The following is a 25,194-nucleotide window of genomic DNA, read 5'->3' as shown; positions in this document are numbered from 1 at the left end:
CAGATGGGCATGGGTAAGGAGGGTGAGACATGTATCGCATTCGCTTTCACGGGCGCGGCGGTCAGGGAGTCAAAACCGCCAGCCGAATTCTGGGAAGAGCCTTTTTCCTGGAAAACTATCAGGTACAGGATGCACCCCGTTATGGCGCAGAACGACGCGGTGCTCCAATTTTTGCCTATGTCAGGGCCTCACGCGCGCCCATTCATGAACGGGGGATCATTCAGCATCCAGACTGCATCGTGGTGGTGGACGATACCCTCATGCCAGTGCCAGCCGCCGCTATCCTCAACGGCTGCCGGAGCGCTACCCTGGTCGTGATCGTCACCGACCTGCCTGCCGGAAAATGGAAGGAGCGTCTGCGGATTCCAGGTCAGGTCCTCTGCCTGCCGCGAACCGGGAATAATCATGGATCTCCTTTTTTATGGGGCATGCGCTGTGTCGGTACCGTAGCCGCCCTGGTTGGAGTCCTTTCCCGGGAAAAGCTGGCAGCGGCGCTTGACCAGGAGCTGCAGGACCTTGATTCGGATGCAGCCGAAGAGAGCATCAGAGCGGCACTGAACGCCTATGATGCCGCTGATGCCACTGCCGTGGCAATTCAGGAGTCACCAGCCGCCGCACTCGCTCCGTCGCCCCCGGATTGGCTTACGGTGGAGGCAGAGGAAGGGCCGCAGACTGCCCCGGCCATTTTCAATGCCGCTACCAGTGAACACCTTGCCACCGGTTTATGGCGAACCCAGAAACCGGTTATTGACTACTCGGTCTGCAACCGCTGTTGGTGGCTGTGCAGCACCTTCTGTCCTGAGGGTGCCATCCACCTGGACGATTCGGGCTATCCACGGATTGACTATACGCACTGCAAAGGGTGCCTGGTCTGTATGACCCAATGCCCGACCCATGCCATCCAGGTCATTGACGAAAAGGAGGCCTCCCGGTTACCCGGTGAGGAGAAAAGGTGAAGAATCGCGAATTACTCACTGGTAATGGTGCGGCTGCATGGGGAGCCAGACTGGCACGAATCGCCTACCTTCCGGCCTTCCCCATTACTCCGCAGACAGAAATCATCGAAACGCTATCCCAGTGGATAGACAGCGGCCAGCTCGAGTGCAGAATGGTGACCATGGACTCCGAACATTCCATGCTCACAGCCGCTGGAGCGGCCGCTGTGACCGGAGTGCGGACCTGTACCGCCACTTCCAGCCAGGGCCTGCTCCACGGCATGGAAATGCTCTATACCATAGCCGGCTGGCGCGCTCCGCTGGTGCTGATCAATGTCTCCCGGGGCTTGGCTGCCCCCATCACCCTGGAGCCTGATCATAACGATATCCTCGCTGCACGCGACAGCAGCTGTATCCAGTTTCACTGTTCCACCTGCCAGGAGGTGGTGGATCATATGTTGATCGCTTTCCGGGTGGCGGAAGACCCGCAGGTTCGGTTGCCGGTGATCGTTAATCTGGATGGATTTTATCTCTCCTTTACCCGGGAGGCCCTGGAACTGCCCGATTCGAAGGAGGCTGACCTTTTTCTGCCGCCGTTTACCAGCAATGCCCTTCGTTTTCGTGCCCATGAGCCGGTCAGTGCGGGAGTTGCCGTGCTTGGCGGAGGCACCTATTCCTACTTTCGCTACCAGGCACACCTGGCATCGGTTGCGGCTTTATCGGTCTATGAAGCCGCCTGCGATGATTTTGTGACCTCCTTCGGCAGACACTACGCGCCAGTGGAGGAGTACCGTTCTGGAGATGCGGAGTACGTGTTCCTGATGATCGGTTCCTTTGCAACCAAGGCCAAACAGGCGGTGGACAGCCTCCGTGAGCGGGGATGGAAAATCGGACTGGTCCGTCCAAGGATGTTGCGACCGTACCCGGAAGCCGCCCTTTGTCGAGCCCTGGAGGGGAAAAAAGGCGTGGCCGTCGTTGACCAGAACATCTCCATGGGCAAGGGGGGCATTCTTGCCACCGAGCTCAAGAGTGGTCTGTATGGCCTCAACCATGCCCCCGTCATCGCCAGCTTCATCGGCGGCCTCGGCGGCAGGGACATTCCTGAAGAGGAATTTCATGGCATGGCCGACGTCCTTGCAGAGGCAGCAAAAACCGGTACGCCACCCCCGCCGCGGCTGCTCTATACCAAACAGGAGATGCGGGAAATGCGGGCACTGCAGACCATTGCCGGTTTTCCACCGGCACAACCGGGAGCAAACGGATGAAAACCACCGATTTTACCAGTAAACGCGACCTGCCTCAGCAGCACATACTCGGGACCGGCACGCCCATGTGCCCGGGCTGCGGCGGGTTGGCCGCCCTCCACGAAATATACGACATCCTCGGGGAAAAAACGATTTTTGTCAATGCAGCCGGCTGCATGACGCTGCTCTCGGTCTACCCGTTCACCCCTTTTCGCGGGGCCTGGCTGTACACCGCCATGGCCTCGGCACCGGCCGGGGCTCAGGGGGTGCGCGATGCCCTGGATATTCTCAAGGCCAACGGCACGATTACCGAGGAGAATGACCTTGAAGTCATCGTCCTCACCGGTGACGGCTCGGCCTATGGCATGGGCCTTTCCGCCACTTCAGGGGCCATTGACCGTGATCTGGATTTTCTCTACCTCTGTTATGATAATGAAGGCTACGGCAATACCGGTCACCAGTATTCGGCCGCCACTCCCCACGGGGTGCGAACAGCCACCAGCAAAGGCTCCAGGGGGTATCCAGGCTTCAAAAAGGATCTGTTCGCCATATGGACTGCCAACCGACCAGCCTACGCTGCCACAATCGTTGCTGCCGAGCCTTTGGATCTTGCCCGTAAAATTGCCAGGGCCACCGAACTCGAAGGTCCCCGACTACTGCTCGCCCTGGCACCGTGCCCCACAGGGTGGAATTTTGACCCCAGCCTTTCGGTGGAAATAGGTAAAAAAGCGGTAGCCAGCGGTGTCTGGCCGCTGAAAGAGTACAGGAACGGAGCGGTTGTCCACACCCGAATTCCTTCTCCCCGACTGCCGGTGGAAGAATACCTCAAGCTGCAGGGGCGCTATGCTCACCTGTTTCATCCGCATCGCGATGAAGCAACCCTGCAAGATATCCAACTACGCATTGATGCCTACTGGGATGCGGTAGAACGCTGAGGAGGGCGAAAGCCATGGCCAGGACAAAGAGCTATTACCGAACCAATGGCTCGTCGCCGCTGCTAGAGGCAACCATCCCCGAACACTTTAGCGCCATCGCCAAAAAGTATCCCGACCATGAAGCGATTGTCTCCCTCCCTCAGCAACGCCGTCTGCGTTATGACGAGCTGGCGGTCGCGGTAGACGAACTGGCCAAGGGGCTCATTGCCCTGGGGTTCAGTCAGGGGGACCGTATCGGCATCTGGTCCACCAATAATATCGAATGGCTGCTGCTTCAACTGGCCACGGCCAGAATCGGGGCTGTCCTGGTCAACGTCAATCCTGCCTATCGTCTCAGGGAGTTGGAGTATGCCCTGCAGCGGTCCGAGGTGCAAGGGCTTTTCATGATTCCCGCCTTTCGCCATTCTGACTACCTGGCCATGGTGACTGAGCTGTTTCCTGAGCTGGCAAGCGCGACTGCGGGCGATACCCTGCACAGTGCCAGGTTTCCGTTTATGCGTCATATCGCCCTCTATGATCCTACCAAACCGAAACAGACCCGCTCTCCGTACCTAGGCCTGCTTCCCTGGCAGGACATCCTCGCCGCAGGACGCGGAGTTGCCGCCAGCCGGCTTGCAGCTGTCGGTAAGACCCTTGGATGTCATGATCCGATCAATATCCAGTACACCTCCGGAACCACAGGCTTTCCCAAGGCCGTGGTACTGACCCATCACAACATTCTCAACAACGCCTACTTCTCCGCCTTGGCCATGCGTTTCACCGCAGACGACCGGTTATGCGTACCGGTCCCGTTTTACCACTGTTTCGGGATGGTACTGGCCAACCTGCTCTGCCTCTCGGTTGGCGCCTGCATTATTATTGCCTGCGAACATTTTGATCCGCTGCAAACCCTTACGGCCATTGCCCAGGAACACTGTACCGCTGTTCACGGGGTACCGACCATGTTCATTGCCCAGCTGGAGCACTCCCGTTTTACGGAGTTTGACCTCTCCAGCCTGCGGACCGGCATCATGGCAGGCGCCCCCTGTCCGCCCCGGTTGATGCGGCAGGTGATGCAGGACATGCACTGCCCGCAGATTCTCATCGGTTACGGGGAAACCGAGGCCTCACCCATCACTCACCTGACCCAGCCCGATGATACCCTCCATCGCCGCGTGCATACCGTTGGCCGCAATCTCCCGCACCAGGAAGTGCAAGTGGTGGACCCGGTCACCGGTGAGCAGGTGCCGCTTCACACCATCGGCGAACTCTGTTTTCGCGGCTACCACATCATGCAGGGGTACTATGGCGACCGGGAGGCAACGGCCAAGACCATTGATCCTGCGGGATGGCTCCATTCAGGGGATCTCGGCAGTATGGACGAAGAAGGATATGTGGAGATAACCGGACGGCTGAAAGAAATGATCATTCGCGGCGGAGAAAATATCTATCCCCGCGAAATTGAGGATTACATCTTTACCCACCCCAAAGTTGCTGCAGTGGCGGTGTTCGGTATCCCTGACGACGTATTCGGCGAAGAGATCATGGCCTGGGTCCAGCCCCACGCTGGGATGACCGTGACTGAGGAAGAAATCCGGGATTTCTGCCGCGATCAGATCGCCCACTACAAAATCCCTCGCCACGTCTGGTTTGTGGAGGAATTTCCAATGACCGTTACCGGCAAGATCCAGAAGTTCAAAATGCGGGAAATCGCGGTGGACAAAATGGGACTTGCCACTTAAACTGCCCCTGCCCAGGAGAGATTATCCTATGGACGCTTCCAGCGATACCAACCAGCGATCCTGGTTGGGAAGAATATTCAAAGCCCTGCAGCCCCGCTCCCCCGAATACAAACACACGCTGCAGGTCCTGGAAGCTGCCATCGAGATTGCTGACAGCCGTATTCGTCTGGCATCCAGCTATAGGCCGAAAGCATTGCCGGCAATAGAACATGCCATGGCCTACAGCCATGAATTGGTTGCCGCTATTCCCGGACCGGTGGAACTCGCCCCTCAGCAGTATCATTCCGAGCCGCTCCTGCGAGCGATCTTTCACTCCCCTGAACAGATTACAGAAGTGCAACAACGTCTGCTGGCGGAAAAGAGCAGGCTGTCAGAACTCTCCAGGGAGATGGTAGCCCTGCTGACCATGTCCCGCGAAATCAAGACGACCTTCGGCCAGCAACAGCACGGACAGATGGTGATGCGTGATGTGGCCATGCAGACCGTCGATTTTCACGACCTGCTCCTGGTAGCGCCCTCCCAGAGCGTGGAAAGCACACGGACCCTGCTCAGAGAAAAAGTAATGGAAATTCTCGCAACAACGGTTATGACAACCATCGCGGAACTGCGCGAGGAGTTAACCGAGCTGCGGGAGCGTCGGACCCACCTTCACTCCATGAAGTGGATCCTGCGCGGCAAGAGTCATGCCCTGAGCCAGCTTGCTCCGCCTGACCATGCGACCCGAAAAAAAATTACTGAGGTTGACAAGCAACTCCAGGCAACGGAAAAGGCCATTGCCGAGAAACAGGCCCATATCGGTGAACCAGAGAAATCATTGGACCATTTCATTTCCATTATGATGCAGCCGGCAGCATCGCTCTCCATCCGCGAGCTTTCGCTCACCCTGAACTGGATGAACGCCATCGTTGACAACGAAGATCAGGACGATGTCCATACCATTTCCCTGGCCGAGTTCGCCGCAGGAGGAGAACTGCAGCGGCAGGGGATTCTGGTCCGGGTTTCAACAGGGCCGTAAGGCCCACACCCACGGCCTCCCTTTCGGCGTCAGCAACAGGTGGTGTACGGCTTTGGTGGTGTGGTGCATATCCACCACCACTTCTGCTCCATATGCACCAGTTTCCTCATCCCTGTTTTCCCCTTCCTTGCTCTCCCTTGGGCGCTCTCCAGACCGCACAGACACTTTGCGACGACCACCGCTGCTGGCGCGAATCCTGCAAACCCTACGGAGTAGTACAGGCCAATACCCTAATACACCAACAAAGAGCACCTTCATGGCGACAGACCATCACAGTAACAGTTGGTCTGCACCGAGCTGGAGGCTTCCTTTACGCATACGACAAGAGGGCTGCTCATCATCAGGAGGAAAATGAATGCTCAATAAAGCACAATTGGCGAGTCTGTTGTGTATGGTAGTGATCGTTGGCGGCTGCGCCAGCCTGCCGCCGCCGCAGGAGGGAATGCCAACAAGCTGGGCCGAGCAGGGCTGGACCAACGATGAACGTCACTGGTACCACCATGCCCACCAGGGAACCAATACCTTTGGCATACCCTTTGAGTGGCTTATGGCTCTGGAGCAACCAAGCCTGCAACTGTTCGGCACCCCGAGTAAACTCATGGATCAAGCATACCTGGCTCGCATGGGCTTTATTCCCAGCCCCACTACAGTGAAAACCTATGGTTCGGGTGAATCCTACGGTTATGCTGCCTCAAATATTCCCTCGCAATATTCAGGAGCGGATTACAACCTTGCCGACCTGCCGGTGGGATTTGCCGTTGGCGGTGAATGGGTCAACATGGGGACAGGCGATAAACTGCCGCTGCCCGGCACAGGGAAAAATGCCAGATCCGTGGGGTTGACCTGTGCCGCCTGCCATACCGGCCAACTGGAATATGAGGGGCAACGCATCCTCATCGATGGCAGCCAGGCCATGGTGAGCCTGGATATGTTCCGGGAAACCCTGGGCCTGGCCATGGCCTATACCACCTACGTACCGGGACGTTTCAACCGCTTTGCTGAAGCGGTGCTCAAAGAACACAACACAGCGACAAACCGGAAACGCCTCAAACAACAGTTCAACCGATTTGTTGTGGGGGGGAAGGAAAAAAGGAAACTTGAAAATACGATCGCCGCGCTGTCCGTAGAAGAAGGGTTTACCCGTCTTGATGCCCTCAACCGGATCGGCAATCAGGTCTTTGCGGTGCAGATGAAGCTTCCGGAAAATTTCCACCCGACCAGTGCTCCGGTCAGCTTTCCCCACATCTGGAATACCTCCTGGTTTGACTGGGTCCAGTATAACAGCTCCATCCAGCAGCCCATGGTGCGCAACCTGGGCGAGGCACTGGGGGTGTCGGCACCGGTCAACCTGTCCCATCCCGGGCCGACCCTGTTTGCCTCAGCAGTCCCCATTGATGAGATCCACCGCATGGAGCAACTGCTGGGCGGCGAAGAACATCCCCTGGACGCCGGAAAATTTGGCGGGCTTGCTTCGCCGCAATGGGAAAAGATACAACCACTGCCACCGCTGGATAAGGGATTGGTGGCTGCAGGGCGCAGACTGTATATGGGCGATCCCGCAGCCAGCGATGAACAATACCGGAGGGGATTATGCGTGCGGTGCCATCTCCCGCCACTGAAGGAGAAGCAAATTTTTGCAGATACCTATTGGTCGTCCCCCACAGAAATAAACGAGAAACAATACCCTTATCGTTATCTGGCCCTGCGGCCGCAGCCGGTGATGAAAATGGGTACCGACTGCGCGACTGCCTATGATATGGCCTATCGTACGGTTGTCACGCCCACAACCATTCCCCTCAAGCATGCGGGGACGTTGATCAACGTCACCTCCCATCCGCCCGAGTGCCAACCGACACCTGTCCCATCGCCGAACCCCAATAGCATGAACCGCACCAATTTCGGGGTCGCCCTGGGCGACATCGTTGAGTCGACTAAAGCGTACTGGTATGATCAGGAAAAAATACCCCCTGAGGAGCGCCTGGCACTTGATGGGTATCGTCCCAACGGTATCCGGGCCACCATAGAATACAGGCAAACCCCTGAAGGATACATGCCTGCCAACTATCCTTCAGGGAGCAGCTCGGCGGTTGTGGAAGAACTGCCGGCCTACAAGCCGCGACCGCTCAACGGGGTGTGGGCCACCGCTCCTTTTCTCCATAACGGTTCGGTACCGACTCTGTATCTGCTGCTCTCCACCCAGGAGGAACGGAACAGGGAGGCGCAGACCTTCTATCTGGGCAGTCGCGCCTTTGACCCGACCTACCTCGGCTATGCCTTTCGTGGGAGTGCGGGCCCGGTACAGCCGGAGATGCAGGTCCTGGGTGATACCCAAGGACTCTTTAAACTGGATACCACCATCCCCGGCAACCGCAACACTGGCCACCTCTTTACCGATGCCGAGGTGCCGGGTCGGATAGGTCCGCAACTCTCCCATAATGAGCGGCTGGCCCTGCTGGAATTCATCAAATCCCTGTAAACCAGGCGCGGGCGCTGGCCCATTCCCGGCGCCCGCAATGCGGCACCTCCGCTCGATGTACATGCTTGGAAAAATACCGCGAAACAGTTCCCTTCACCCTAGAGAGCAAACCAGGGACGAATATTCCTGATCCTTTTGCCCTGATCACCTTCTACTCAAGAGAATATCATGAATCCATTCTCCTACTCACCTGATGGCTGGACACTCCCACTGGCAATTATCCTACTGCTTTTCGCAGGCGGATGCGCCGAAACCAATACATCCTCCGGCGCGAAAAATTTTGAAAAAATCCCTCCGGGCGAAGCTGAACAGATCGCCCATATCGCCGAGCTGACGCCTGAACTGCAGGACAAACGGGCCGTGCTGCCTGAGCAAAACGGGCGGGTACTGCGGGGCGTGCACCCCAAGGCCCACGGCTGCGTGGAGGCGACCTTTACCGTGAACCAGGGTATTGCGCAGCAATATCAGATCGGCCTGTTCCGGCAACCGGGCAAAAGCTACCAGGCAATGATCCGCTTTTCCAATGCCTCGGTGCGAGTGGCGCCGGACCTTGAAGGCGGAAAACACGGCAGCCGGGGAATGGCGGTCAAGGTCTATGACGTGGAAGGACCGATGCTAGACCAGGACGACGGCCGCAATACCCAGGATTTTCTGATGATCAACACTCCCCAGTTCGCCTTTGCCGATGTCCGCAGTTATGGCTTCCTCACCGACGCTCTCAATGCCTCCCCCCATGGGAATGACCCCTCGGCACTTTTCGGGCTGGTACTGCTCCTGGCTGAGGTAAACCGGACACCGCCGCCATTTCCAGCACCGCAACCCGAGGATCTGGAAAAACTCAGAGCCATCCTTGCTGCGCAGAACAAGAACTTACCCCCGGGTTTTACCCTCAAGGATCTCAGCCACCTTACTGACACCCTCAATATTGTAGTGACCAAAATCCAGGCCGAGCCTGTTCGCAACCCGCTGCAGGTACGGTACTTCGGTGCGGCCTCTTTCCTGTTCGGGCCGGACAGGGTGATGAAATTTTCTGCCGCTCCCCGGAAGCCGGTCAAACAGGAACCGTTCACCACTCCACCGCCGGCCGACTACCTGAGGGAAGCCCTGGCAGCAACCATGCAGGACAGCAAAGACATCCTCTTTGACTTTCAGGTTCAGGTGAGGGACCGGCAGACTGATTTCGGAAAGGATCAGGCACTGATTGAAAATACCTCAACCACCTGGGACACTGCGGACAGAAAGGAAATAGATGCATATATTTCTATTGCAACCATCCGAATCAATGCTCCTCAAAATACGACCAGTGAAGCGGCCAGAGCACGGTGTGAACAGCTTGCCTACTCACCGTGGCACTCCCTTTCCGCTCACCAACCGGTAGGAGGGATCAACCGCCTCCGACGAAGCGTGTATGACATGTCGATCCATCATCGAAAAGAGTAGTACTACACCAGCATCTACAGGTGGGAAGTATGGGTGAACAAACCTCGAAAACGCACATCCCGCAGCACCACACGCTTTTGGTGGACGGCAAGGCAATTCGCCCGGTCTATACAAACGCTGTGCGCAAGGGAAAGCTGATCTTTATGGGCAAGGTGTACTGATGCGACCCTTGAGCGTGCGCCCATGGACGCCGTACTACTTCTTGAACTCGATAACCGTCGTCCCCGGATCCTCAAAATTCACCCCTGGATTACAGATCAGCAGCTGCGCTTCGTCAATCCCGTGGTTGGTCAGCAGATACTCTTTCACCGTCATCGCCCGATGTTCTCCGATCTCAAACAGCTGCTTGCGTGCCTGGGCATTGTTCATGAGCGAATATGTGCTTGCTTGCTGCTCCTGGACTCCATCCAACTCAGAGACAGCAACCTTTGCGCAGATACTATAGGTGGACGTACTGTCTTTGCCAATAGCCGGTCCCACCTTATCCAGTATGGCCTTCTGTTCTTCGGACAGCTCATTGCCATCGGGAGCAAAACGTATTGAAGGAAGATCGGTCTCGAGCATAGCCTGCCCGACTTTGCCCCCCATGTATACCAGGGCGCCGGCCGGTCCGAGAAAGGTGTAGGCTAGATAAGGTGCTACGGCTACGGTGATGGCCTTTCCCAGGGCAGTGACGATAATGTCGTTTAGCCCGAAACTGAGATCATCCACGTTCCCGGAAATGGGGACATCCAGTTCAATATTACCCTTGTTGTCGCGCAGCATGGATAAGGCCAAATCCAGGGGCACAGGCAGTTGATTGTTGAGCTGTGCGGCCAGTTCATCATCGACTGTCCTGGCCTGAATATCCTGCAGGACCAGTTGATTATCCAAGTCCAGGTCTTTCCCTTTGATCTTTTTAGTGGATGTCAGGGCCAGCTCCCCACTCTCAAAGTAGGTACCGATAGCGTCCACCACATACGGCGAAAGTTTCTGCAGGGAATAATTCTTCAGGATCGTCTGCTGCTCAACCAACAGCTGCTCGGCAAGCGGTGCACTGCTTCCTTCAATAATCAGCGGCGAATATGTATCGAACATCCCCTCAAAACGATAGGTAAACGGCTTTTCCGGATCATTGAGGTCGATGCCGGTAATGCGGCCTGAACGCAGCAGCAGCTCAGTCTGAAACGGAGTGCTCAAGGTCTGATCGGTAAAGGAAAAACCGGTTTTCCCAGACAGATTGATCTCGCCGATCATAACCGGCAGACCGCTTGCCAAGCCGCTCTCATCCTGTTTTTCCGGAGGCGGCGCATCAGTTGTTGATGGTGCTTCGGCAGCCTGTTTCTCTCTGACCAAAACGCCGTAGAGAGCGTCAAGATTCACGCTCTCGCAACGAAAGCCTTCTGCTGCGGACCATTGTAATGCCCTTGCCTCCATGGCGCCTAACGTCAATAGAGGAGGGAGCGCAGGATCGGCTCGAAAAAGAAAGTCGCCGTTGCGCAGCACCAGTTCCTGCGCAGCCACGTCGCCGGTCGCAGCCACCTCAATGGTCTTTGCTGCCAGTTGGTTCAGGGACGCCATTCGCTCTCCAGGTTCCTTGCCGGCCACTTCAGGCTCAGTGATCGTCACTTCACCCACGGTAAAGGCGGTAAAATCAGCAGTGGAGATGTCGGTAACCGCAGCCAGGGGGATGGTAACCGTCACAGGACCTGTTCCGGCTGCCGCAACCTGAAGATTGTGCATCTCCACCCGCGGTACCTGCAGTCCGCCGCTACCGTCACTTCCTGCATCGCCAATGGTCAGCTGTTCCAGTGCGCCCAGCGGTTCATCGTTTTGCAGCAGCTGCAGTTGCTCGACCTGGGCGCTGATTTTTCCTTTCAGAATAGGCTGCTCTGCGAGCTGCAGAGCCAGATCGCTCTCCAGCACGCTCCGCTCCTGGCTCACCAGGACATTGTCGGTATCGAGTCTGAGCGCAATTTTTTCTGTTGTCAGCCTTCCATCGGCCGTAATCTCCTGGCCATCAGGACGCAGTGTATAGCCTCCCGCGCCCTGCCACTGCAGGCTATGCCCGTCAACAGTAAGCACATCCTCGGCCTCCAGGCTGGTGACGCCGAGGTCAATCTTTCCCTGATAGCTGACCTGGACAACATCACTCAAGGCAACACTGGATTGACCGTCAAGGTCCAGGCTTTCTTGATCGTAGGCAAACCCTGGCATTGCCAGCTGGAGGGCCTGCCCGAATAAACGCCCTTTGGTCTCCACGGTGGCCCCGTAGGCTGCACCCAGTTGCTGCACATACCGCACCTGGCCCTCATAGGCCAGACTATTCCCCTGCACCGTGTTGTTCGCTTCCTCGCTACCAACGCCCAGCCTCGGGGCATCGAGCTTCATTATGCCGTCAGTGGCAACCTCCAATTCCGAGGAAGACATCTGCAACCCGGCCTTTCCTATCCAGTTGGCCTCCCCGTCAATCGACCACTGAGGGCCGCCGATTTTTGCACCGGCATAGCCGATCGCTCCGTCATATGCAACATCAAGCCCCTCGCTTTCGTCCATGGTAAGGGCGAGGGTGCCATCAAGTCCGACAACCCCTTGAAAAGGCGACACCGAAGGCTCAAGCAGCGGAGCGAAACGACTGAGATCAACCGCAGTCACCTTCACCCTCCCCTGAATAAGCAGGTGCGGAGCAACTCCAACCTGGTTCAGGTCCACATCAAACGGTGCATCGTTGAACAGCCCCTTGATGCTGACGCTGCCTGTAGGTTCCTGCGGGTTGGTACTGAACCGGACAATACTGCCTTTTTCGATGAGCCAGTCCGCTTCCAGGTCCGGTTGACGGTAATGCACAGCAACATTCTCCAACTCAACCTGCTGAGCGTAAAGCAGCCACGGGGTGATAGTTTCCGCCTCCGGCTGCTCCACCGCCACCTGCACCTCGGGTTCGGCAGCTCCCCCAGTCAGGGTATACGAACCTATGCGGATACTGCCGTCCCCTGCCCGTTCGATGTCCAGCATGACATTGGCCAGCCTGGCCTCCTGGAGGTGAGCCTCACGACGCAGCAACATGCTGAGGCCGAAATTCATGTATATGCTGCTGTTGGAAAAAACGGAGCGATTCTCGCGCTGAATGCTCACCCCCTCCAGAGAGAGGCTTCCACGGAAAGGATTAAACCAGATTTTTTCTATGGTGGCGGATTCAGCCCCGTTATCCACCAACCATTTTTGCAGGTATACCTTTGCCCCGAACGGTAGTAAAAAAATGACAGCAATGCCCACAACCAATAGAGAAATGAACACTCGAATCATTCTCTTCATTCAGTCTCTCCCAACGGATCAGTATCGGTTTTCAGGGCATCCTGTTTATGCTTTGCCCCTGCCTCTCTTGCATGGAGGTATGTGGCACCATAGCAAAAATCGGCAGGATGGTCACTTACTGAAACCGGAGCGTCGTCTTATTTCCACGTGCAAATTGCTCTAGATTGCTTGTCCTGATCGCCCATCCCTCCTGTTAAAATTCCTCCACCCGTTGTCCTCGCCGGATAATCTGGCGGATCTGATCAATCTGTCGTTGTTCGACTTCCAGAGCCTGGGCAATGCGCTGGCAGACCGGGTCATTTTCCCCCAGCACCTGGTCTGTTTTCTCCAGCAGGAGCAGTCCCTGTTGGTGATGCTGCTCCAATTCCGCAAGCATGGCTTTGCGATGTTTCTGCTTTTTTTGCTCGGCATCGATCACTGGCAGCAGACGGCTGATCGACACTTCAACCAGCACATCCCGGGGCATCCCATACTGGCGTGCGACTTTTTCCAGCGAAATAAGGGAGTTTCGACTCAAGACCAGGGTTTTCTGACGCCGCTCTTCCTGGGTTCCCTCGTATCGCCTTGCTTCATCAGCCACCTGGGCCAATATTTCTCTGTCTTCAACAAGCTGATCAAACAGGGTTTTTTGTTTAATCCCCAACTGTGCGGCAGCAATACTGAGCAGCTGTATGATATCAACCGGTAACCTGAAGGTCGCCCGGATTGACTGCTTCCCTTTAAGGACTTCCGCCGTCAGTCCCAAATCAGGCATATCTGCTGTCATTTTCTCTACTCCTCACAGAATATTAGTCTTGATGGAAAATATGATAGCAGCGCAGCATTACTTTGTCAATTTTTTAATAAAAAGTAATGAAAAGTAAAAATTATTTTTTTTCTTATTACGCTTGACACTGTGAAAGCAATAATTATTTTTCCCTCAGAAAAGAAAACGACCACACTCAACCAACTCAGCGATGGAGGAATACACAATGTGGACGCGAATGAATGAACTGGAGAGAATGATAAACAACATGGACATTTTTCGTTCTCGGTTGGGCAATGCGTTCCAGGAATTTGACCGACTGACCGGTCAATCGCACCCGTGGGCTGCTGCCGATAAATATCCACGAACCAATCTCAATGACACCGGCGACAACCTCGAAGTAATGGTGGAACTCCCCGGGGTGTCCAAGGAGGACATCAACATTAAAATTCAGGGAAACTATCTTGCCCTCAGCGGCAAGCGATCCCGTACCGTTCCTGATGGATACACCGTGCACAGGACCGAACGAGAGGCGCTTTCGTTCTCGCGAAGCTTTACCCTGCCCTATGAAGTTGACGCGGAAAAAGTGACCGCCGCTCTCCATGACGGAATCCTGGTTATGACGCTGCCAAAATCAGAGGCCGCCAAACCGAAACAGATTGCGATCAATTAAAGCGGAGCACGTGTCCATTCATATCGAGCCAATAAGGAGAACACCATGAGCGAAGACAAAGCACTTACTACACAACCAAACACCGAGGTTGCAGCTGCAAAACAACTGCCGGTGGTAGCGCCTGCAGTTGATATCTTTGAAAATGATAACGAAATTCTTCTCCACGCCGACTTACCCGGCGTGCAGCGGGAAGATATCGCCATCAACATCGACAACGGCAAACTGAGCCTGAACGGCACCAGGACAATCATTGATACGGGAGCATCCAGGTGGCGGGAATTTGGTGCCCTGGAATACAGCCGTACCTTTTCCGTACCTCAATCAATTGATGTGGCAAACATCAAAGCCCATCTTCAGGATGGGGTACTTGAACTGCATCTGCCAAAACTTGAGTCAGCCAAACCAAAACAGATCGAGATTACCACCGGCTGACAGCCTCGGCTGTGCGGCGCAACATTTCCTGAACACCGGAGGGGGGAGTGAACGGGAGGGATCCCGACCACGCCCTCCCCACTCAAGGGAGGAAGCCATGGAACTCAAAAAACTGGCCCCATGGAATTGGTTCAGCAAAGAGGAAAACCAGGAGGGCAACGTTCCGGTCCGCAAAACGCCAGACCGTAGCTGGATGGAAAGCGGGGGTCTACAGCCCGGAATGGACAGCTTGTTGGCACATTTTTTCGGGTCGCCCTTAGGTACCGTAAGTGGAGAGCGCCATTCGACCCCTCTTGGAGCCTACGGTCTGCTCAAACCGCGCGTGGATCTGCGTGCAGAAGATAACGCCTACATCCTCACGGTAGAGATACCTGGCGTAAACAAAGAGGAGGTGCAGATCAATATCGATAACAATACCATGACCATCACCGGCGAGAAAAAGCAGGAAAAGGAAACCAAGAAAGCAAATTATTACCGCATGGAACGAAGCTATGGAGCATTTCAGCGTGTGCTCTCTCTTCCCGATGATGTCGATCAGGAGCAGATCGCAGCACATTTTCAACAGGGCGTACTGACGGTCACCATGCCCAGACAGGAGGTGATAGAACACCAGGGTAAACCCATCGAAATTACCACTTCCTGACCCGATTCTTCTCCCCAATTAGGGATCCGTGAACAACACGCGATATGCTCAACAACAGTCCTTTGTGCTTACACAGCACAAAGGACTGTTGTTTTGTGCAAAGGACCATCCACTGGCAGGACAGGTTTTTTCCGCTTACTACCCTGAAAATCGACAAATCGTTTGTCCAGAATATTGGTGGAGACCAGAGCAACCTGGCCCTGCTCCAATCAATCATCGGGATTGCAAAAAGTTTTCACCTCAATGTGGTAGCCGAAGGGGTGGAGACCAGAGACCAGTGTTCCGCCCTGGGGATGATGGAATGTGATGAACTGCAAGGCTATCTGCTGAGCAAGCCGGTTCCCCGCGAGGAGGTAGAAGAGCTCCTGCAGGCCTCCTATGCCCCGATCGAGGAGGAACGGTAAGCTTTTTCGCGTTGCGTGACCTAGAGCGTATTTCAGCCGATCAGCTCCGGCTTTTCACCGGCATTGCCGCCGCAAGCCCCTGCCAGGGAAGGTTGTACCCGGCAAGTCGTATTCCCTCCCTGCTTGACCTGATCATAGTTACCCTGCCATACTCTGACTCCAGGCGAAACAGATGGCTCAGCGGCATACCAAGGAGATGGCAGACAAGTACCCGAATGACGCCGGCATGGGTGACCACTGCCACCTGTTGCTGTCCGGCAGCCATTATTTCCCTGACTGCCGGCCATGCCCGTTCAAGGACATCCTGGAAGCTTTCCCCCTGCGGCGGACGAAAATCGCCTAAGTGACGTCCTCGTTGCTCATACGCTCCTGGATAGCGTTGTCGTACCTCATCAATGGTGAGCCCTTCCCAGGCACCGAGATCAATCTCGGTAAACTGCCCATGTAGCTCCGGCTCATAATCGAGAGCTTCCGCGAGAACCTGCGCACTGTGCCGGCAACGACTGAGAGGGCTGGTGAACAACCGTTCTAGCCCTAAGCCGGGCAGCACCGTCGCAAGCTGCTCCATCTGTTCCCGGCCCTGCCGGGTGAGCGGAAGGTCGGTACGCCCGATGTAGCGACGGGGCGGGGGGAAGAAATATGCCCGTGGCGGACAAGCAGCAGAGAGGTCACCCGCTGTGCTCCCGACCAAGCACTGCTGCCAGCGGCCGGGAAACCACCTGTTCAAATGCCTGCTGCAGCAGCAGGGCATTGCGTAGCCGGTTGCGAATTGCGCTGCAGGCAGCCGGATCATCCCTGTAGAGGAGGAGTTTTTCCTGAAAACGCTCTTCCACTGCAACCGGCCTGGTTCCACGCACCAGTTTATCAGCCAGACAAACCACCTCTTTTTCCCCCAACGCCTCCGGCGCCACCGGCTGGGCATCACGATGGCCGGCAACAACCGGTGCAAGGGCAGAGAGTCCGAGTTCCCGCATCAACGCGCCTCCTCGACGTTCGTGGTCGGCCTGTCCCTTGGCAACATCATGAAGCAAGCCCCCATTATAGACCACATCGGGATCAAGGGAAATGTCTTTGGCCTGCAATGCTTCAGCCAACCTGGCAGCAACCCTTGCCACAGCCTGTCCGTGGGCAATACCTCTGGGCGGCATATGGATGGAGGCCACACTCTCCGCCTCCTCCCGTGACCCCACCTCCCTGTTCTTCCACCTGCGGGTAAGGCGGAGAAAATCTTCAGGGGTGTCGGCATCCATAAAGGCACCGTCATCCCAGACCTGCACCTCGGTGGTCGGGCATCGCTCCATGGCTGCCTTGAGCCCGCCGCTTCCCTGGTACTGCAAAATCGCTGGAATCAGTTTACCGGGAATAAGCGGCGGGTGCCCCCGCAGGCCGTCACGAACCGGATGGATCACCTGATCGCCGTCAAAGGCTGCGTGCAGGGATCTGACAGTTGCCGGGCGAACAAGGGGAATATCCACCGGGAGGATGAATATGCCATCCATCTCCATTGCCCTTGCCAGGCCGGCACGTACCGAGGAAAACATGCCCTGGGCAAAATCGGGATTCACCACCACCTCCGCACCAAGACCTCGGGCAGCCTGGGTCACCTCGTGTCCACGATGACCGACCACCACCAAGACCTCCACCCCGATATGCTGGAACAAGCGGATGCAATGGGAAATCAGGGTGTGGTCCCCCAATCGCATGAGCGGCTTGAATCCATCCATGCGCGACGAATAGCCAGCAGCCAGGATTACCGCAGCCAACTTCATTTTTTCATCCCTGCCCGGACTTTGACCAGTTCCGCCACGATGCTCATCCCTATTTCCCTGGGGGTATCTGAACCGATAGCCAATCCAATAGGACTGTGAACGCGCTCCAGGTCACCGGCGCTAAATCCTGCTTGTTCCAGGGAGGCGTAGACTGCTTTGCGTTTTTTACTGCTGCCAATCATCCCTATATATCCAGCATCTGTCTGCAGTGCCTGGGCCAGTACGTCGCGGTCGTACTGATGTCCACGGGTGACGATCACCACAAAATCATCGGCACCGAGCGCGAAAAAGCACTCTTTGAACCCCTCAACCACCCGTATCTCCCTGGCCTGCGGGTAGCGCTCTCGATTGGCAAACTCCTCCCGGTCATCCATCACCACCACCTCAAACCCTACATAAACAGCCAGTTCGGCAGTGGCAAGGGCCACATGCCCCCCCCCGGCCAGGTGCACGGTTCCAGGCTGTACCAGCGGTTCAACAAAAAGCTGCTCTCCCCCATGGTTAATCACAAACGGTGCCCGGCGCAATCGTTGACCGACCATCTCCCGGATGGTATCCGGAACCTCTGCATCCCTCCCTGCTCCCAGGCTGAGCATTTGCGGCGGCTTGTCCGCTGCAGGAAGACGGGTCAACAGCATGGGGCGCCTTCCCTGCCGATACTCCTCACGCAGGGCCACAAATCGTTCTTTCTCCGTGGGCTGTATTGCCTGCAGCAGGACCCGAACCGTACCACCGCATACCATTCCCTCATCTGCTGCTTGGGCAGCGCTCAGGTTAAAGTGCATCTCCCTATAGAGCCGGGAATCAGTGAGCAACTCCCTGGCTGCCCGCTGGCAGGCGCCCTCAACCATCCCTCCCCCTATGCTCCCATGAAGCGATCCGTCCGCCAGCACCAGCATTCTGGCTCCTGAGGTGCGCGGGGCGGAGCCCGAACTCTCGACAATGGCACCAAGCACGGCCGCATTTCCCTTTTCAAGCGAGGCAATGAGCGAATCAAGAACAAAACGCATTTCTCTCTCCTAGGTAACGTTGATCTGCAATAGTCCGTTTCAATGTATGCACAGGGGCAAAAGCGGTTACCGGCTCCACTTCCCCCACCTGCAAAGCTCCTGCACTGATCGCATCCGCGATGACCGGGACGCGGCTCAGTTGCCGTGCGAGCAGGCCTGCCAGATTACCGGCAGCGGGCTCAACCATGTACTGCAGATGCATCCGGTCCATCCCGACATGGTCGATACGTGCTCGATAATCCAGCAGGCCCGGCAGAGAGAACAACACATCATCCAACTCCTGACTGTACACTATCCCGCCGGTGGCCAACTGGCAACCCACCATTCGTCCCCGAATGTCCTTCAGTCGTGCAGTCACTCCCCCACACTCACAGGTTGACCGTTCCAGCACAGCGATATCTCCGGTACGGTACCGCAACAGGGGCATGGCCTCACGCTGTATGGTGGTGATAACCACCTCCCCCGATTCTCCTTGAGGCAGCTGCCTGCCGGTGTTCGGATCAATTATCTCGACCAGCAAGTCCGATTCCCGCAGATGACACCCATTGTGCATCCCGCACTCCACCCCTCCGCCCAAGCCTGATTCAGTGGTACCGTAATGAAGAAAGGTCGGGCAGCCGCAGTCCGCTTCCATCCGTTTTCGAAGAGCAGGCGCTGCGTAATCGGAACAGAGCAGCAGAGAGCGGAGACACCCTGGTGGTACGGCTGCAGAGAGCGCCAACAGGTGCTGGGGCAGCCCCACCACACAATCGATGTTCCTTGCCGCAACCTGTCTTCCCATTTCACTCGCAGAGGGAGGAGGCCACATGCCTTGGGCCTGGACGCCTCCCTGGAGGAGGGCTTCCACTAACAGGCTGCCAACGCTTGCGGGCGCTTCAGTGGGCAACAGCACCAGCACCCGTTCGCCAACATCAACCAGGGAAAGCATCCCTTGCAGAAAAAATTCTCCGGTTGCCGCCAGGTCAGTGCGGCTGAAAAAAAACCGCTTGGGTGCCCCGGTACTGCCGGAGGTCTGCAAGGTGACTACCCGCTCCACCCGGCTCTGTGAGACGCAGAGGAGGCGCTGGCCCTGATCGAGAATAACGTTGACAGTCAACAGCGGGAGCTGTTCCATGTCCGCATATGTCCGGAGGCCTGGTATATCAACGGAAGCAAGGGTCTGTCGGTAATAGGGGCTGTTACGGCGAGCGTGCTCTGTTGTTTTTTGCAGCACCAGCATCTGGGCCTGTTCAAGTCTTTCCCTGGTCATCCGCCCGCCAATGCCCAGACGTCGCTGTACCAGCGAATCCACTGTGGTGCATGCCACGGCAGCGGCTGAGGGAGAGGGCGCGGACCGTTGCGCAACGGTCGGGCGATGGAGCGACTGGCCGCTGCGCGAGGTGAGATTGAAACTGCAAAACGGAATCAACCTGCCGTCCGGCCGAGCGACATGGATACAGCACCCCTGCAGCCGCTCCAGATTGAGAGACCAGCAGTCCTGGAAAGCCATACCGGAAATGGAAAATGTATGCGTCCGAGCACGCTGCAAAAAACGCCCCAGGGCATCATCAGCCTGCGATGCCGCTTTTTCCTGTTCGCTTGGCACACCGCTCCATTGACGAGCCGTTACCCCGATGGACCGCAATGCTCCCTCTTCAGCGGGAACAGGCCTACAATCACAGCTGCTGCCCAGACGCTCCAGGCGGCCATCTGCATGGGTAAGGTAGCGGGCGGAAAAAGAGCAGAGGGCATGTTCGCACCCGGGTGGCTGGAAGTCGTCCACCTCAATCATCCCCCTGCTCTGGCGGGCAAGCCCACTCATCACCTCGGGCAGGGTGACATGTGTTGGAGAAAAATTGCAGGGAAATCTGCCGAAATAGCTCATGGGCTGGAAATGTACCCCCCGGACATGGGGCTGGCGCTCCAGCCCGAAACAGGCAATATCCCACAGCTGGTGGGTGTTCACCTCGTGAGTAATGGTCGGCACCAGCACCACGCCTATCCCTGCCTGGCTGAGGTGCTCCACGGCCCGGCACTTGGTTGCATAGAGCGCCTGTCCGCGCAGGGTCCGGTACACTTCATCATCCACTCCGTCAAACTGCAGAAATACCGAGTCCAAACCAGCCGCCTGCAGTCGAGCGACAAAGGCCTGGTCCTGGCTGAGGCGAAGGCCGTTGCTGTTGAGTTGCACAAAGGTAAAACCAGCCTCTTTCGCTGCTTGAACCACCTGGGGAAGGTCATCACGAACAGTCGGTTCCCCTCCGGAAAGCTGGAGATTGCACCCGCCGGTAGTCGCCATGATGGCGGCAAACATTCGCTGAAGGTCGATCAGGTCCAGGTCCGTACCAGCCTGACCAGTGCCGCTGTCGGCAAAACAGACCGGACAATGAAGGTTGCACCGTGAAGTGATCTCCACCAGGGCCGTGCAGGTTCGTTGGGTATGGTGTGCACAAAGCCCGCAGTCATAGGGACAGCCTTTGCCCGGAGAGGTTCGCGGCCCGCCATAGAATGGGATCTTGGGACGGTACCAGGAAGTAAATTCGGGCTCACCTCTCCAGACCACCGTAGAAAAATGCCCATGCTCCGAACAAACTTTCTTCAGCACAACCCGATCATCACTGCGAACCAACTGTCCTTTAACCCGCTTCAGGCATTCCGGGCAGACGCTCTCGACTGCATGGAGAAATTTACTCATCATGCGTCAGCTCCGGATCAAAACCATGCTCTACCAGGATCGTCAAGGCCTGGCCGTAACAGTCGGCAATCAACCCGCCGCAGATACCCGCGTCCGGTTGACCGCCCACCACAATCTGTTCACAGGAAATACCGCTGTACCGCTTTTCGCAATAATCGTTAAACCATTCTGTCAGTTGACTGAGCATCAGGGGCAGTCGCTCATCCTCCTCCTCGTCGGCTGTCCCTTTGCCGGCATAATATCCCAACAGGAATGCGGCACCGCCAACAGCCCCGCACGGACCAGCTGCATCAGGAAAGCCATGGCACAAACCGGAGGCGGCCCGCACCAATCCTTTATTCTCCCGTCCCTGTACCTCCAGGGCCATCAGTAGCACAATCTGGGTACAACAGTATCCCTGGTTCGCCAGACGCAATATATCAAGCTCATACGGGTTCATACTTTTTCCATTGGGCAGTGAGTAAAAACATTCCCGGCAGCGAAGCTGCCGATGCTGTACAGACAGCTGCCGCCTGCTCGCCACAGCCAGTGACCGTCTCCCAGAAGCCGCGCAGGGAACCGTGGGCAAAAACACATTGGGCTGCCGTCTGTCGCAGCAGCTGACTATGGTCTTCCAGCTCCATAAGCGTAAACCCCTGCTTCTCCACCTCGGATACCACCTGTGCCAGGCCGGTCGCCTGAGCGAAGCAGGAACGCTTGGGCCAACTGCCCCGGGCCTGCATGCCATGGCGGTTACGAAAAAAAATGTCTGTCATTCCCAACCACCCCTGTGGACGGAGCACTCTGGCAAACTCCGCCAGCGCCTGCGCTTTTTCGCTCAAATTCCAGGCACACTCGCAGACAACCATATCCACACTGCTGGTGCGAAACGGCAATGCTGCCAGATCACCTGCAGCCACGGTACCCCCTTTCCTGGATGCCTCCTTGAGTAAACAGGTGTCCAGATCCACGCCAACGACTCGAAACCAGCCTGCTCGATGCATAAGCTGCAGGGTACTGCCACCGCCGCAACCGGCGTCAAGGATTAGGTCTCCGGGAGCAGGCCGAAGGGAGTCGACCATGCGGCGGGTGAGCGCCTCTCCTCCAGGCCGCAAACACCCGCCAAGGGTCTGGCGCACGGTTGGTTGCAGATATAGCGGCTTCATTTATCCTCAAGCAGCCGCTCCACCTCGAGCATTCTCCCGGTGGCAAGCTCCTCGAAAATGAGCACAGCCGAGCATTTGGGACAGACCGGCAGTTCTACCTGAAAAACCGAATTGAGATAGCATAGTTCGACCTTCCCCGGCCGCAGCTTTTCGCCACAGGGTTCGCAGGTCCAGTTCATATCTTCGGGAAGAAAACTCAAATTCATGTCGCCCCTCCATGGATGGTCATGCGATGGCTCCACCCCGACTGTATAGTGTACCTGTCGTCCTCTAACGAATAGAGCACCCAGAAAATAACCGCTCCCAGCTGAGCAGAGGCCAAGCGGGTGTTGCCCGCTCCATGCCTGAAGCACTTTCCTTGTTCACCGGCGGTATAGAGCACCCGACGGATATCGTCTTCCAGGATTCTCCGCTGTTCCAGTTTGGCGGCCACTGGAGCGGCAATCTCCAGCTGCAGCGCCTCCCAGGGCTCCCTGGGAGGTAACTCTTCCGCCGAATAGTGCGACAATACCTGTTCTCGGAGACGACGCCGGTTTATGCGCCGTGCGGAAAGGGTTTGCGGTTGCGCATCCGCCGGAAACGCGTGATCAGGGTAGAGGAAATCCAAAATATGGGCAACCGGCCGCCCGGTTTTAGCCAGCTGGTCTCGGCACATGGCGCAGTAGGTGAGCATGGTCGCCTCTGTCTGGCTCACTCGAGCCTGGGCAACCTTGGCCGCCATCGCAGGATTGGCATTTTCCATCAGCCCGCCGAAACCGCAGCATTCGGTTACTTCTTCAGACATCGGCAACGCCACTCTGCGGTGACCAAGGCGCTCAACGAGTACTCGCACGGCCTCGCGGGTTTTTCGGTCGTATCTGGCTGTACACGGATCGGATATGGCCACCTCGCCGCCACCTCGCCCTCCTTCTGGCACCTGATCACAAAGCACCTCCCATACAGAATGCACGGGAATCTCCGGCAGATTTTGGCGGAACATGGCCAGACAGGAAGAACAGGCAATCAGCAGTTCCGGTTGTCCCAGGGCATTCCACTGTGCAGCCAATCGGGCAGTGCTTGCGGCAAACAGTGTTTCCCGACCAGCCCAATGAGCCGGTATGCCGCAGCAATCGAGCCATATACCCGTTGCGGGCTCCATTTCGGCGAGGGTCGCATAGAGATGCAGGGTCTGTTCGGGTCTGATCCCGGCCAGCTGGCACCCTGGAAAAAAAAGGAACGTGCTGCTGTCCCTGCCCGGAGCATGACAGGCCAGGGCGGCCTCCTCCTGCGCAGCCTGCATCTCCTCCAGGGCAAACCAGTGGGCCGAAGGCGGCATCCGGTCTTCACGAACCATGAGCTGACGGGCCTCAAGGCAGAGATCAGCCATGGAAAAATCATTCGGGCAGAATTCTTCACATTGCCGGCACAGCGAACAGGAATTGATAAAGGCGTTTGCCTGATGTGTCCCCTTGACAATGGCGGAATTATTATACACACGGCGGGCATAGGTTTTGGGGTAGCTCCCATACTCGGCAAGATAACGACAGTGGCGCACGCATTCCAGGCATTGACAATCCAGGCAACGTGCGGCCTCATCGGCCGCCTCCTGCTCGTCGAACCCCGCGGAAGATGCTGGCGCAATGCGGGTGATGGGTTCAACGGCTCGGGTATTGGTATAAAGATCGGTTTTTCCATGTGCAGGAAATTTTCGCCCACTGGTCAAGGATGCTTTCTGCAGATAACGGTCGATAGAGACGGCCGCCTCCCGCCCCTGGGAGACATCGGTAATAAAGCGATAGCTGTGGTTATGGGGACTCAGGCCGCCGGCAAACCACCCCTCGCGCTCCAAGGCACGGGTCTGCGGATCGGCTTCCGCCCTCAGGCCCTGAAATTGATCGGGCAACGCATCATCGAACCCTAGAAAGAGGGCCTGGGCGGTTTCAAATACCCTGGCATCGCAGTGATCTAACCGGTGAAACTGAATTCCGAGCGTCTCAAGTCGCTGCAGTTCCTGGTCCATAACTGAGGACGGCAGCCGATCCTGGGCTAGATGGCGTAGCCAGGCGCCGGGATATTCGCCGCTATGATAGACAGTAACAGGATACCCTTTTTTGGCCAGATCATAGGCAACCGTCAGGCCGCTGGGGCCTCCACCGGCCACCGTCACCTGTGCCTTCCGGGGCGGGAGGCGCAAGAGTTTGCCTTTGGCTGGAACAGTGGATACACAGTACCTCTCCAGTAAACCGATGGCGATTGCCCCCCCAAGTTCCCGGCGCAGGCAGTATTGCTCGCAGGGCGCTTCACAAAGACGCCCGACAATACCTGCCAGGGGCATGGATTTTTCCAACAGGGTACGAGCGGCAGCTAAATCGCCACGGTGCACCGCCTGCACAAAACCGCGGGCGTCCACCCCTACAGGGCATCCCGCACTGCAGGCCGGCGACTCTTCCTGAATGCAGCGAGCCTCCCAGGCCCGCAATTCTTTTTGTTCCATTAGCCCTCCTTGAGCATCAACGCAGAGAACCTTCCGGGGTATATCCCCGGAAGGTTCAACGCTTGGCCACGCGACATCTGTTGCGCGTATCGTCAGCCCATCGGCCCGCCTGGGACCCTGGAGGTCCTAAAACGCGCTGCCGCGCTGCCGAATACCATCACCGCCG

The 25,194-nt window shown here is 56.9% G+C and carries 21 protein-coding genes and 2 pseudogenes; 12 read left to right on the top strand and 11 right to left on the bottom strand.

The window, feature by feature from the left end; translation table 11 throughout:
- Window positions 1-29: 29 nt before the first annotated feature.
- The 8 genes from ACZ52Z_RS16505 to ACZ52Z_RS16470 all read left to right on the top strand — a co-directional run bounded on the left by ACZ52Z_RS16505 (window position 30) and on the right by ACZ52Z_RS16470 (window position 9,927).
- Window positions 30-956: a 2-oxoacid:acceptor oxidoreductase family protein gene (locus ACZ52Z_RS16505; RefSeq protein ID WP_464267869.1), complete on the top strand. Its 927-nt coding sequence runs from the start codon at window positions 30-32 to the stop codon at window positions 954-956.
- On the top strand, window positions 953-2,200 hold the full coding sequence (locus ACZ52Z_RS16500) for a pyruvate synthase (RefSeq protein ID WP_464267868.1): 1,248 nt from the start codon (window positions 953-955) through the stop codon (window positions 2,198-2,200). The genes ACZ52Z_RS16505 and ACZ52Z_RS16500 overlap by 4 nt, the downstream gene beginning before the upstream one ends.
- The gene (locus ACZ52Z_RS16495) at window positions 2,197-3,114 is read left to right on the top strand and encodes a thiamine pyrophosphate-dependent enzyme (protein WP_464267867.1); all 918 of its coding nucleotides are present in this window, start codon (window positions 2,197-2,199) and stop codon (window positions 3,112-3,114) included. Before ACZ52Z_RS16500 ends, ACZ52Z_RS16495 begins: the two co-directional genes overlap by 4 nt.
- Window positions 3,115-3,128: 14 nt before the next feature.
- Entirely contained in the window at window positions 3,129-4,835 is a 1,707-nt protein-coding gene (locus ACZ52Z_RS16490) for an AMP-binding protein (protein ID WP_464267866.1), read from the top strand.
- A 28-nt stretch (window positions 4,836-4,863) separates the two neighbouring features.
- Complete coding sequence (locus tag ACZ52Z_RS16485) at window positions 4,864-5,850, top strand: hypothetical protein (RefSeq protein ID WP_464267865.1); 987 nt, start codon at window positions 4,864-4,866, stop codon at window positions 5,848-5,850.
- Window positions 5,851-6,205: 355 nt separating this feature from the next.
- Entirely contained in the window at window positions 6,206-8,326 is a 2,121-nt protein-coding gene (locus tag ACZ52Z_RS16480; protein WP_464267864.1) for a di-heme-cytochrome C peroxidase, read from the top strand.
- A 168-nt stretch (window positions 8,327-8,494) separates the two neighbouring features.
- A complete protein-coding gene (locus tag ACZ52Z_RS16475; RefSeq protein WP_464267863.1) occupies window positions 8,495-9,766 on the top strand; it encodes a catalase family protein in 1,272 nt (423 codons plus the stop codon).
- A gap of 29 nt (window positions 9,767-9,795) precedes the next feature.
- On the top strand, window positions 9,796-9,927 hold the full coding sequence (locus ACZ52Z_RS16470; protein ID WP_464267862.1) for a hypothetical protein: 132 nt from the start codon (window positions 9,796-9,798) through the stop codon (window positions 9,925-9,927).
- A 34-nt stretch (window positions 9,928-9,961) separates the two neighbouring features.
- Here the strand turns inward: ACZ52Z_RS16470 and ACZ52Z_RS16465 are convergent, their stop codons facing one another.
- The gene (locus ACZ52Z_RS16465) at window positions 9,962-13,060 is read right to left on the bottom strand and encodes a DUF748 domain-containing protein (protein WP_464267861.1); all 3,099 of its coding nucleotides are present in this window, start codon (window positions 13,058-13,060) and stop codon (window positions 9,962-9,964) included.
- Window positions 13,061-13,253: 193 nt separating this feature from the next.
- Entirely contained in the window at window positions 13,254-13,826 is a 573-nt protein-coding gene (locus ACZ52Z_RS16460; RefSeq protein WP_464267860.1) for a hypothetical protein, read from the bottom strand.
- Between the two features lie 205 nt (window positions 13,827-14,031).
- Between ACZ52Z_RS16460 and ACZ52Z_RS16455 the strand changes: the two genes are divergently transcribed.
- From ACZ52Z_RS16455 to ACZ52Z_RS16440, 4 genes are all read left to right on the top strand, one after another.
- Entirely contained in the window at window positions 14,032-14,478 is a 447-nt protein-coding gene (locus ACZ52Z_RS16455) for an Hsp20/alpha crystallin family protein (protein ID WP_464267859.1), read from the top strand.
- 45 nt (window positions 14,479-14,523) lie between these two features.
- Window positions 14,524-14,910, top strand: a complete 387-nt coding sequence (locus ACZ52Z_RS16450) for an Hsp20/alpha crystallin family protein (protein WP_464267858.1) — start codon at window positions 14,524-14,526, stop codon at window positions 14,908-14,910.
- 97 nt (window positions 14,911-15,007) lie between these two features.
- Window positions 15,008-15,553, top strand: a complete 546-nt coding sequence (locus ACZ52Z_RS16445; protein WP_464267857.1) for an Hsp20/alpha crystallin family protein — start codon at window positions 15,008-15,010, stop codon at window positions 15,551-15,553.
- A gap of 95 nt (window positions 15,554-15,648) precedes the next feature.
- A complete protein-coding gene (locus ACZ52Z_RS16440; protein WP_464267856.1) occupies window positions 15,649-15,957 on the top strand; it encodes an EAL domain-containing protein in 309 nt (102 codons plus the stop codon).
- Window positions 15,958-15,997: 40 nt separating this feature from the next.
- Here ACZ52Z_RS16440 and ACZ52Z_RS16435 read toward each other — a convergent pair whose 3' ends face one another.
- The 9 genes and pseudogenes from ACZ52Z_RS16435 to ACZ52Z_RS16395 all read right to left on the bottom strand — a co-directional run bounded on the left by ACZ52Z_RS16435 (window position 15,998) and on the right by ACZ52Z_RS16395 (window position 25,028).
- A complete protein-coding gene (locus ACZ52Z_RS16435; protein ID WP_464267855.1) occupies window positions 15,998-16,648 on the bottom strand; it encodes a histidine phosphatase family protein in 651 nt (216 codons plus the stop codon).
- Window positions 16,626-17,726: a DVU_1551 family NTP transferase gene (locus ACZ52Z_RS16430; RefSeq protein WP_464267854.1), complete on the bottom strand. Its 1,101-nt coding sequence runs from the start codon at window positions 17,724-17,726 to the stop codon at window positions 16,626-16,628. Before ACZ52Z_RS16430 ends, ACZ52Z_RS16435 begins: the two co-directional genes overlap by 23 nt.
- Entirely contained in the window at window positions 17,723-18,736 is a 1,014-nt protein-coding gene (locus tag ACZ52Z_RS16425; protein WP_464267853.1) for an XdhC family aldehyde oxidoreductase maturation factor, read from the bottom strand. The genes ACZ52Z_RS16430 and ACZ52Z_RS16425 overlap by 4 nt, the downstream gene beginning before the upstream one ends.
- Window positions 18,720-20,018, bottom strand: a pseudogene (locus ACZ52Z_RS16420) (DVU_1553 family AMP-dependent CoA ligase); the annotation flags it as partial. The gene ACZ52Z_RS16425 and the pseudogene ACZ52Z_RS16420, both read right to left, overlap by 17 nt.
- Before the next feature lie 69 nt (window positions 20,019-20,087).
- Window positions 20,088-21,410: pseudogene (trsS, locus tag ACZ52Z_RS16415) on the bottom strand (radical SAM (seleno)protein TrsS); the annotation flags it as partial.
- Complete coding sequence (locus ACZ52Z_RS16410) at window positions 21,403-21,849, bottom strand: DVU_1555 family C-GCAxxG-C-C protein (protein WP_464267852.1); 447 nt, start codon at window positions 21,847-21,849, stop codon at window positions 21,403-21,405. The pseudogene trsS and the gene ACZ52Z_RS16410, both read right to left, overlap by 8 nt.
- Window positions 21,836-22,555 carry a DVU_1556 family methyltransferase gene (trsM, locus tag ACZ52Z_RS16405; RefSeq protein WP_464267851.1) on the bottom strand — a complete coding sequence of 240 codons (720 nt, stop codon included), beginning with the start codon at window positions 22,553-22,555 and terminating at the stop codon, window positions 21,836-21,838. Before trsM ends, ACZ52Z_RS16410 begins: the two co-directional genes overlap by 14 nt.
- Window positions 22,552-22,761: a DVU_1557 family redox protein gene (locus tag ACZ52Z_RS16400; protein ID WP_464267850.1), complete on the bottom strand. Its 210-nt coding sequence runs from the start codon at window positions 22,759-22,761 to the stop codon at window positions 22,552-22,554. The genes trsM and ACZ52Z_RS16400 overlap by 4 nt, the downstream gene beginning before the upstream one ends.
- The gene (locus tag ACZ52Z_RS16395) at window positions 22,758-25,028 is read right to left on the bottom strand and encodes a pyridine nucleotide-disulfide oxidoreductase/dicluster-binding protein (protein ID WP_464267849.1); all 2,271 of its coding nucleotides are present in this window, start codon (window positions 25,026-25,028) and stop codon (window positions 22,758-22,760) included. The genes ACZ52Z_RS16400 and ACZ52Z_RS16395 overlap by 4 nt, the downstream gene beginning before the upstream one ends.
- Window positions 25,029-25,194: the final 166 nt, after the last annotated feature.

It is taken from the genome of Desulfogranum aggregans (assembly GCF_055398265.1).
This window is presented reverse-complemented; position numbering and strand designations above follow the sequence as displayed.

Excerpts from the sequence above, each read along its gene's own strand:
- ACZ52Z_RS16410 (WP_464267852.1), bottom strand. The coding sequence starts at position 21,849 with ATGAACCCGTATGAGCTTGATATATTGCGTCTGGCGAACCAGGGATAC.
- trsM (WP_464267851.1), bottom strand. The coding sequence starts at position 22,555 with ATGAAGCCGCTATATCTGCAACCAACCGTGCGCCAGACCCTTGGCGGG.
- ACZ52Z_RS16395 (WP_464267849.1), bottom strand. The coding sequence starts at position 25,028 with ATGGAACAAAAAGAATTGCGGGCCTGGGAGGCTCGCTGCATTCAGGAA.
- ACZ52Z_RS16450 (WP_464267858.1), top strand. The coding sequence starts at position 14,524 with ATGAGCGAAGACAAAGCACTTACTACACAACCAAACACCGAGGTTGCA.
- ACZ52Z_RS16455 (WP_464267859.1), top strand. The coding sequence starts at position 14,032 with ATGTGGACGCGAATGAATGAACTGGAGAGAATGATAAACAACATGGAC.
- ACZ52Z_RS16495 (WP_464267867.1), top strand. The coding sequence starts at position 2,197 with ATGAAAACCACCGATTTTACCAGTAAACGCGACCTGCCTCAGCAGCAC.
- ACZ52Z_RS16400 (WP_464267850.1), bottom strand. The coding sequence starts at position 22,761 with ATGAATTTGAGTTTTCTTCCCGAAGATATGAACTGGACCTGCGAACCC.
- ACZ52Z_RS16470 (WP_464267862.1), top strand. The coding sequence starts at position 9,796 with ATGGGTGAACAAACCTCGAAAACGCACATCCCGCAGCACCACACGCTT.
- ACZ52Z_RS16490 (WP_464267866.1), top strand. The coding sequence starts at position 3,129 with ATGGCCAGGACAAAGAGCTATTACCGAACCAATGGCTCGTCGCCGCTG.
- ACZ52Z_RS16480 (WP_464267864.1), top strand. The coding sequence starts at position 6,206 with ATGCTCAATAAAGCACAATTGGCGAGTCTGTTGTGTATGGTAGTGATC.
- ACZ52Z_RS16485 (WP_464267865.1), top strand. The coding sequence starts at position 4,864 with ATGGACGCTTCCAGCGATACCAACCAGCGATCCTGGTTGGGAAGAATA.
- ACZ52Z_RS16465 (WP_464267861.1), bottom strand. The coding sequence starts at position 13,060 with ATGAAGAGAATGATTCGAGTGTTCATTTCTCTATTGGTTGTGGGCATT.
- ACZ52Z_RS16425 (WP_464267853.1), bottom strand. The coding sequence starts at position 18,736 with ATGCGTTTTGTTCTTGATTCGCTCATTGCCTCGCTTGAAAAGGGAAAT.
- ACZ52Z_RS16475 (WP_464267863.1), top strand. The coding sequence starts at position 8,495 with ATGAATCCATTCTCCTACTCACCTGATGGCTGGACACTCCCACTGGCA.
- ACZ52Z_RS16460 (WP_464267860.1), bottom strand. The coding sequence starts at position 13,826 with ATGACAGCAGATATGCCTGATTTGGGACTGACGGCGGAAGTCCTTAAA.
- ACZ52Z_RS16430 (WP_464267854.1), bottom strand. The coding sequence starts at position 17,726 with ATGAAGTTGGCTGCGGTAATCCTGGCTGCTGGCTATTCGTCGCGCATG.
- ACZ52Z_RS16505 (WP_464267869.1), top strand. The coding sequence starts at position 30 with ATGTATCGCATTCGCTTTCACGGGCGCGGCGGTCAGGGAGTCAAAACC.
- ACZ52Z_RS16445 (WP_464267857.1), top strand. The coding sequence starts at position 15,008 with ATGGAACTCAAAAAACTGGCCCCATGGAATTGGTTCAGCAAAGAGGAA.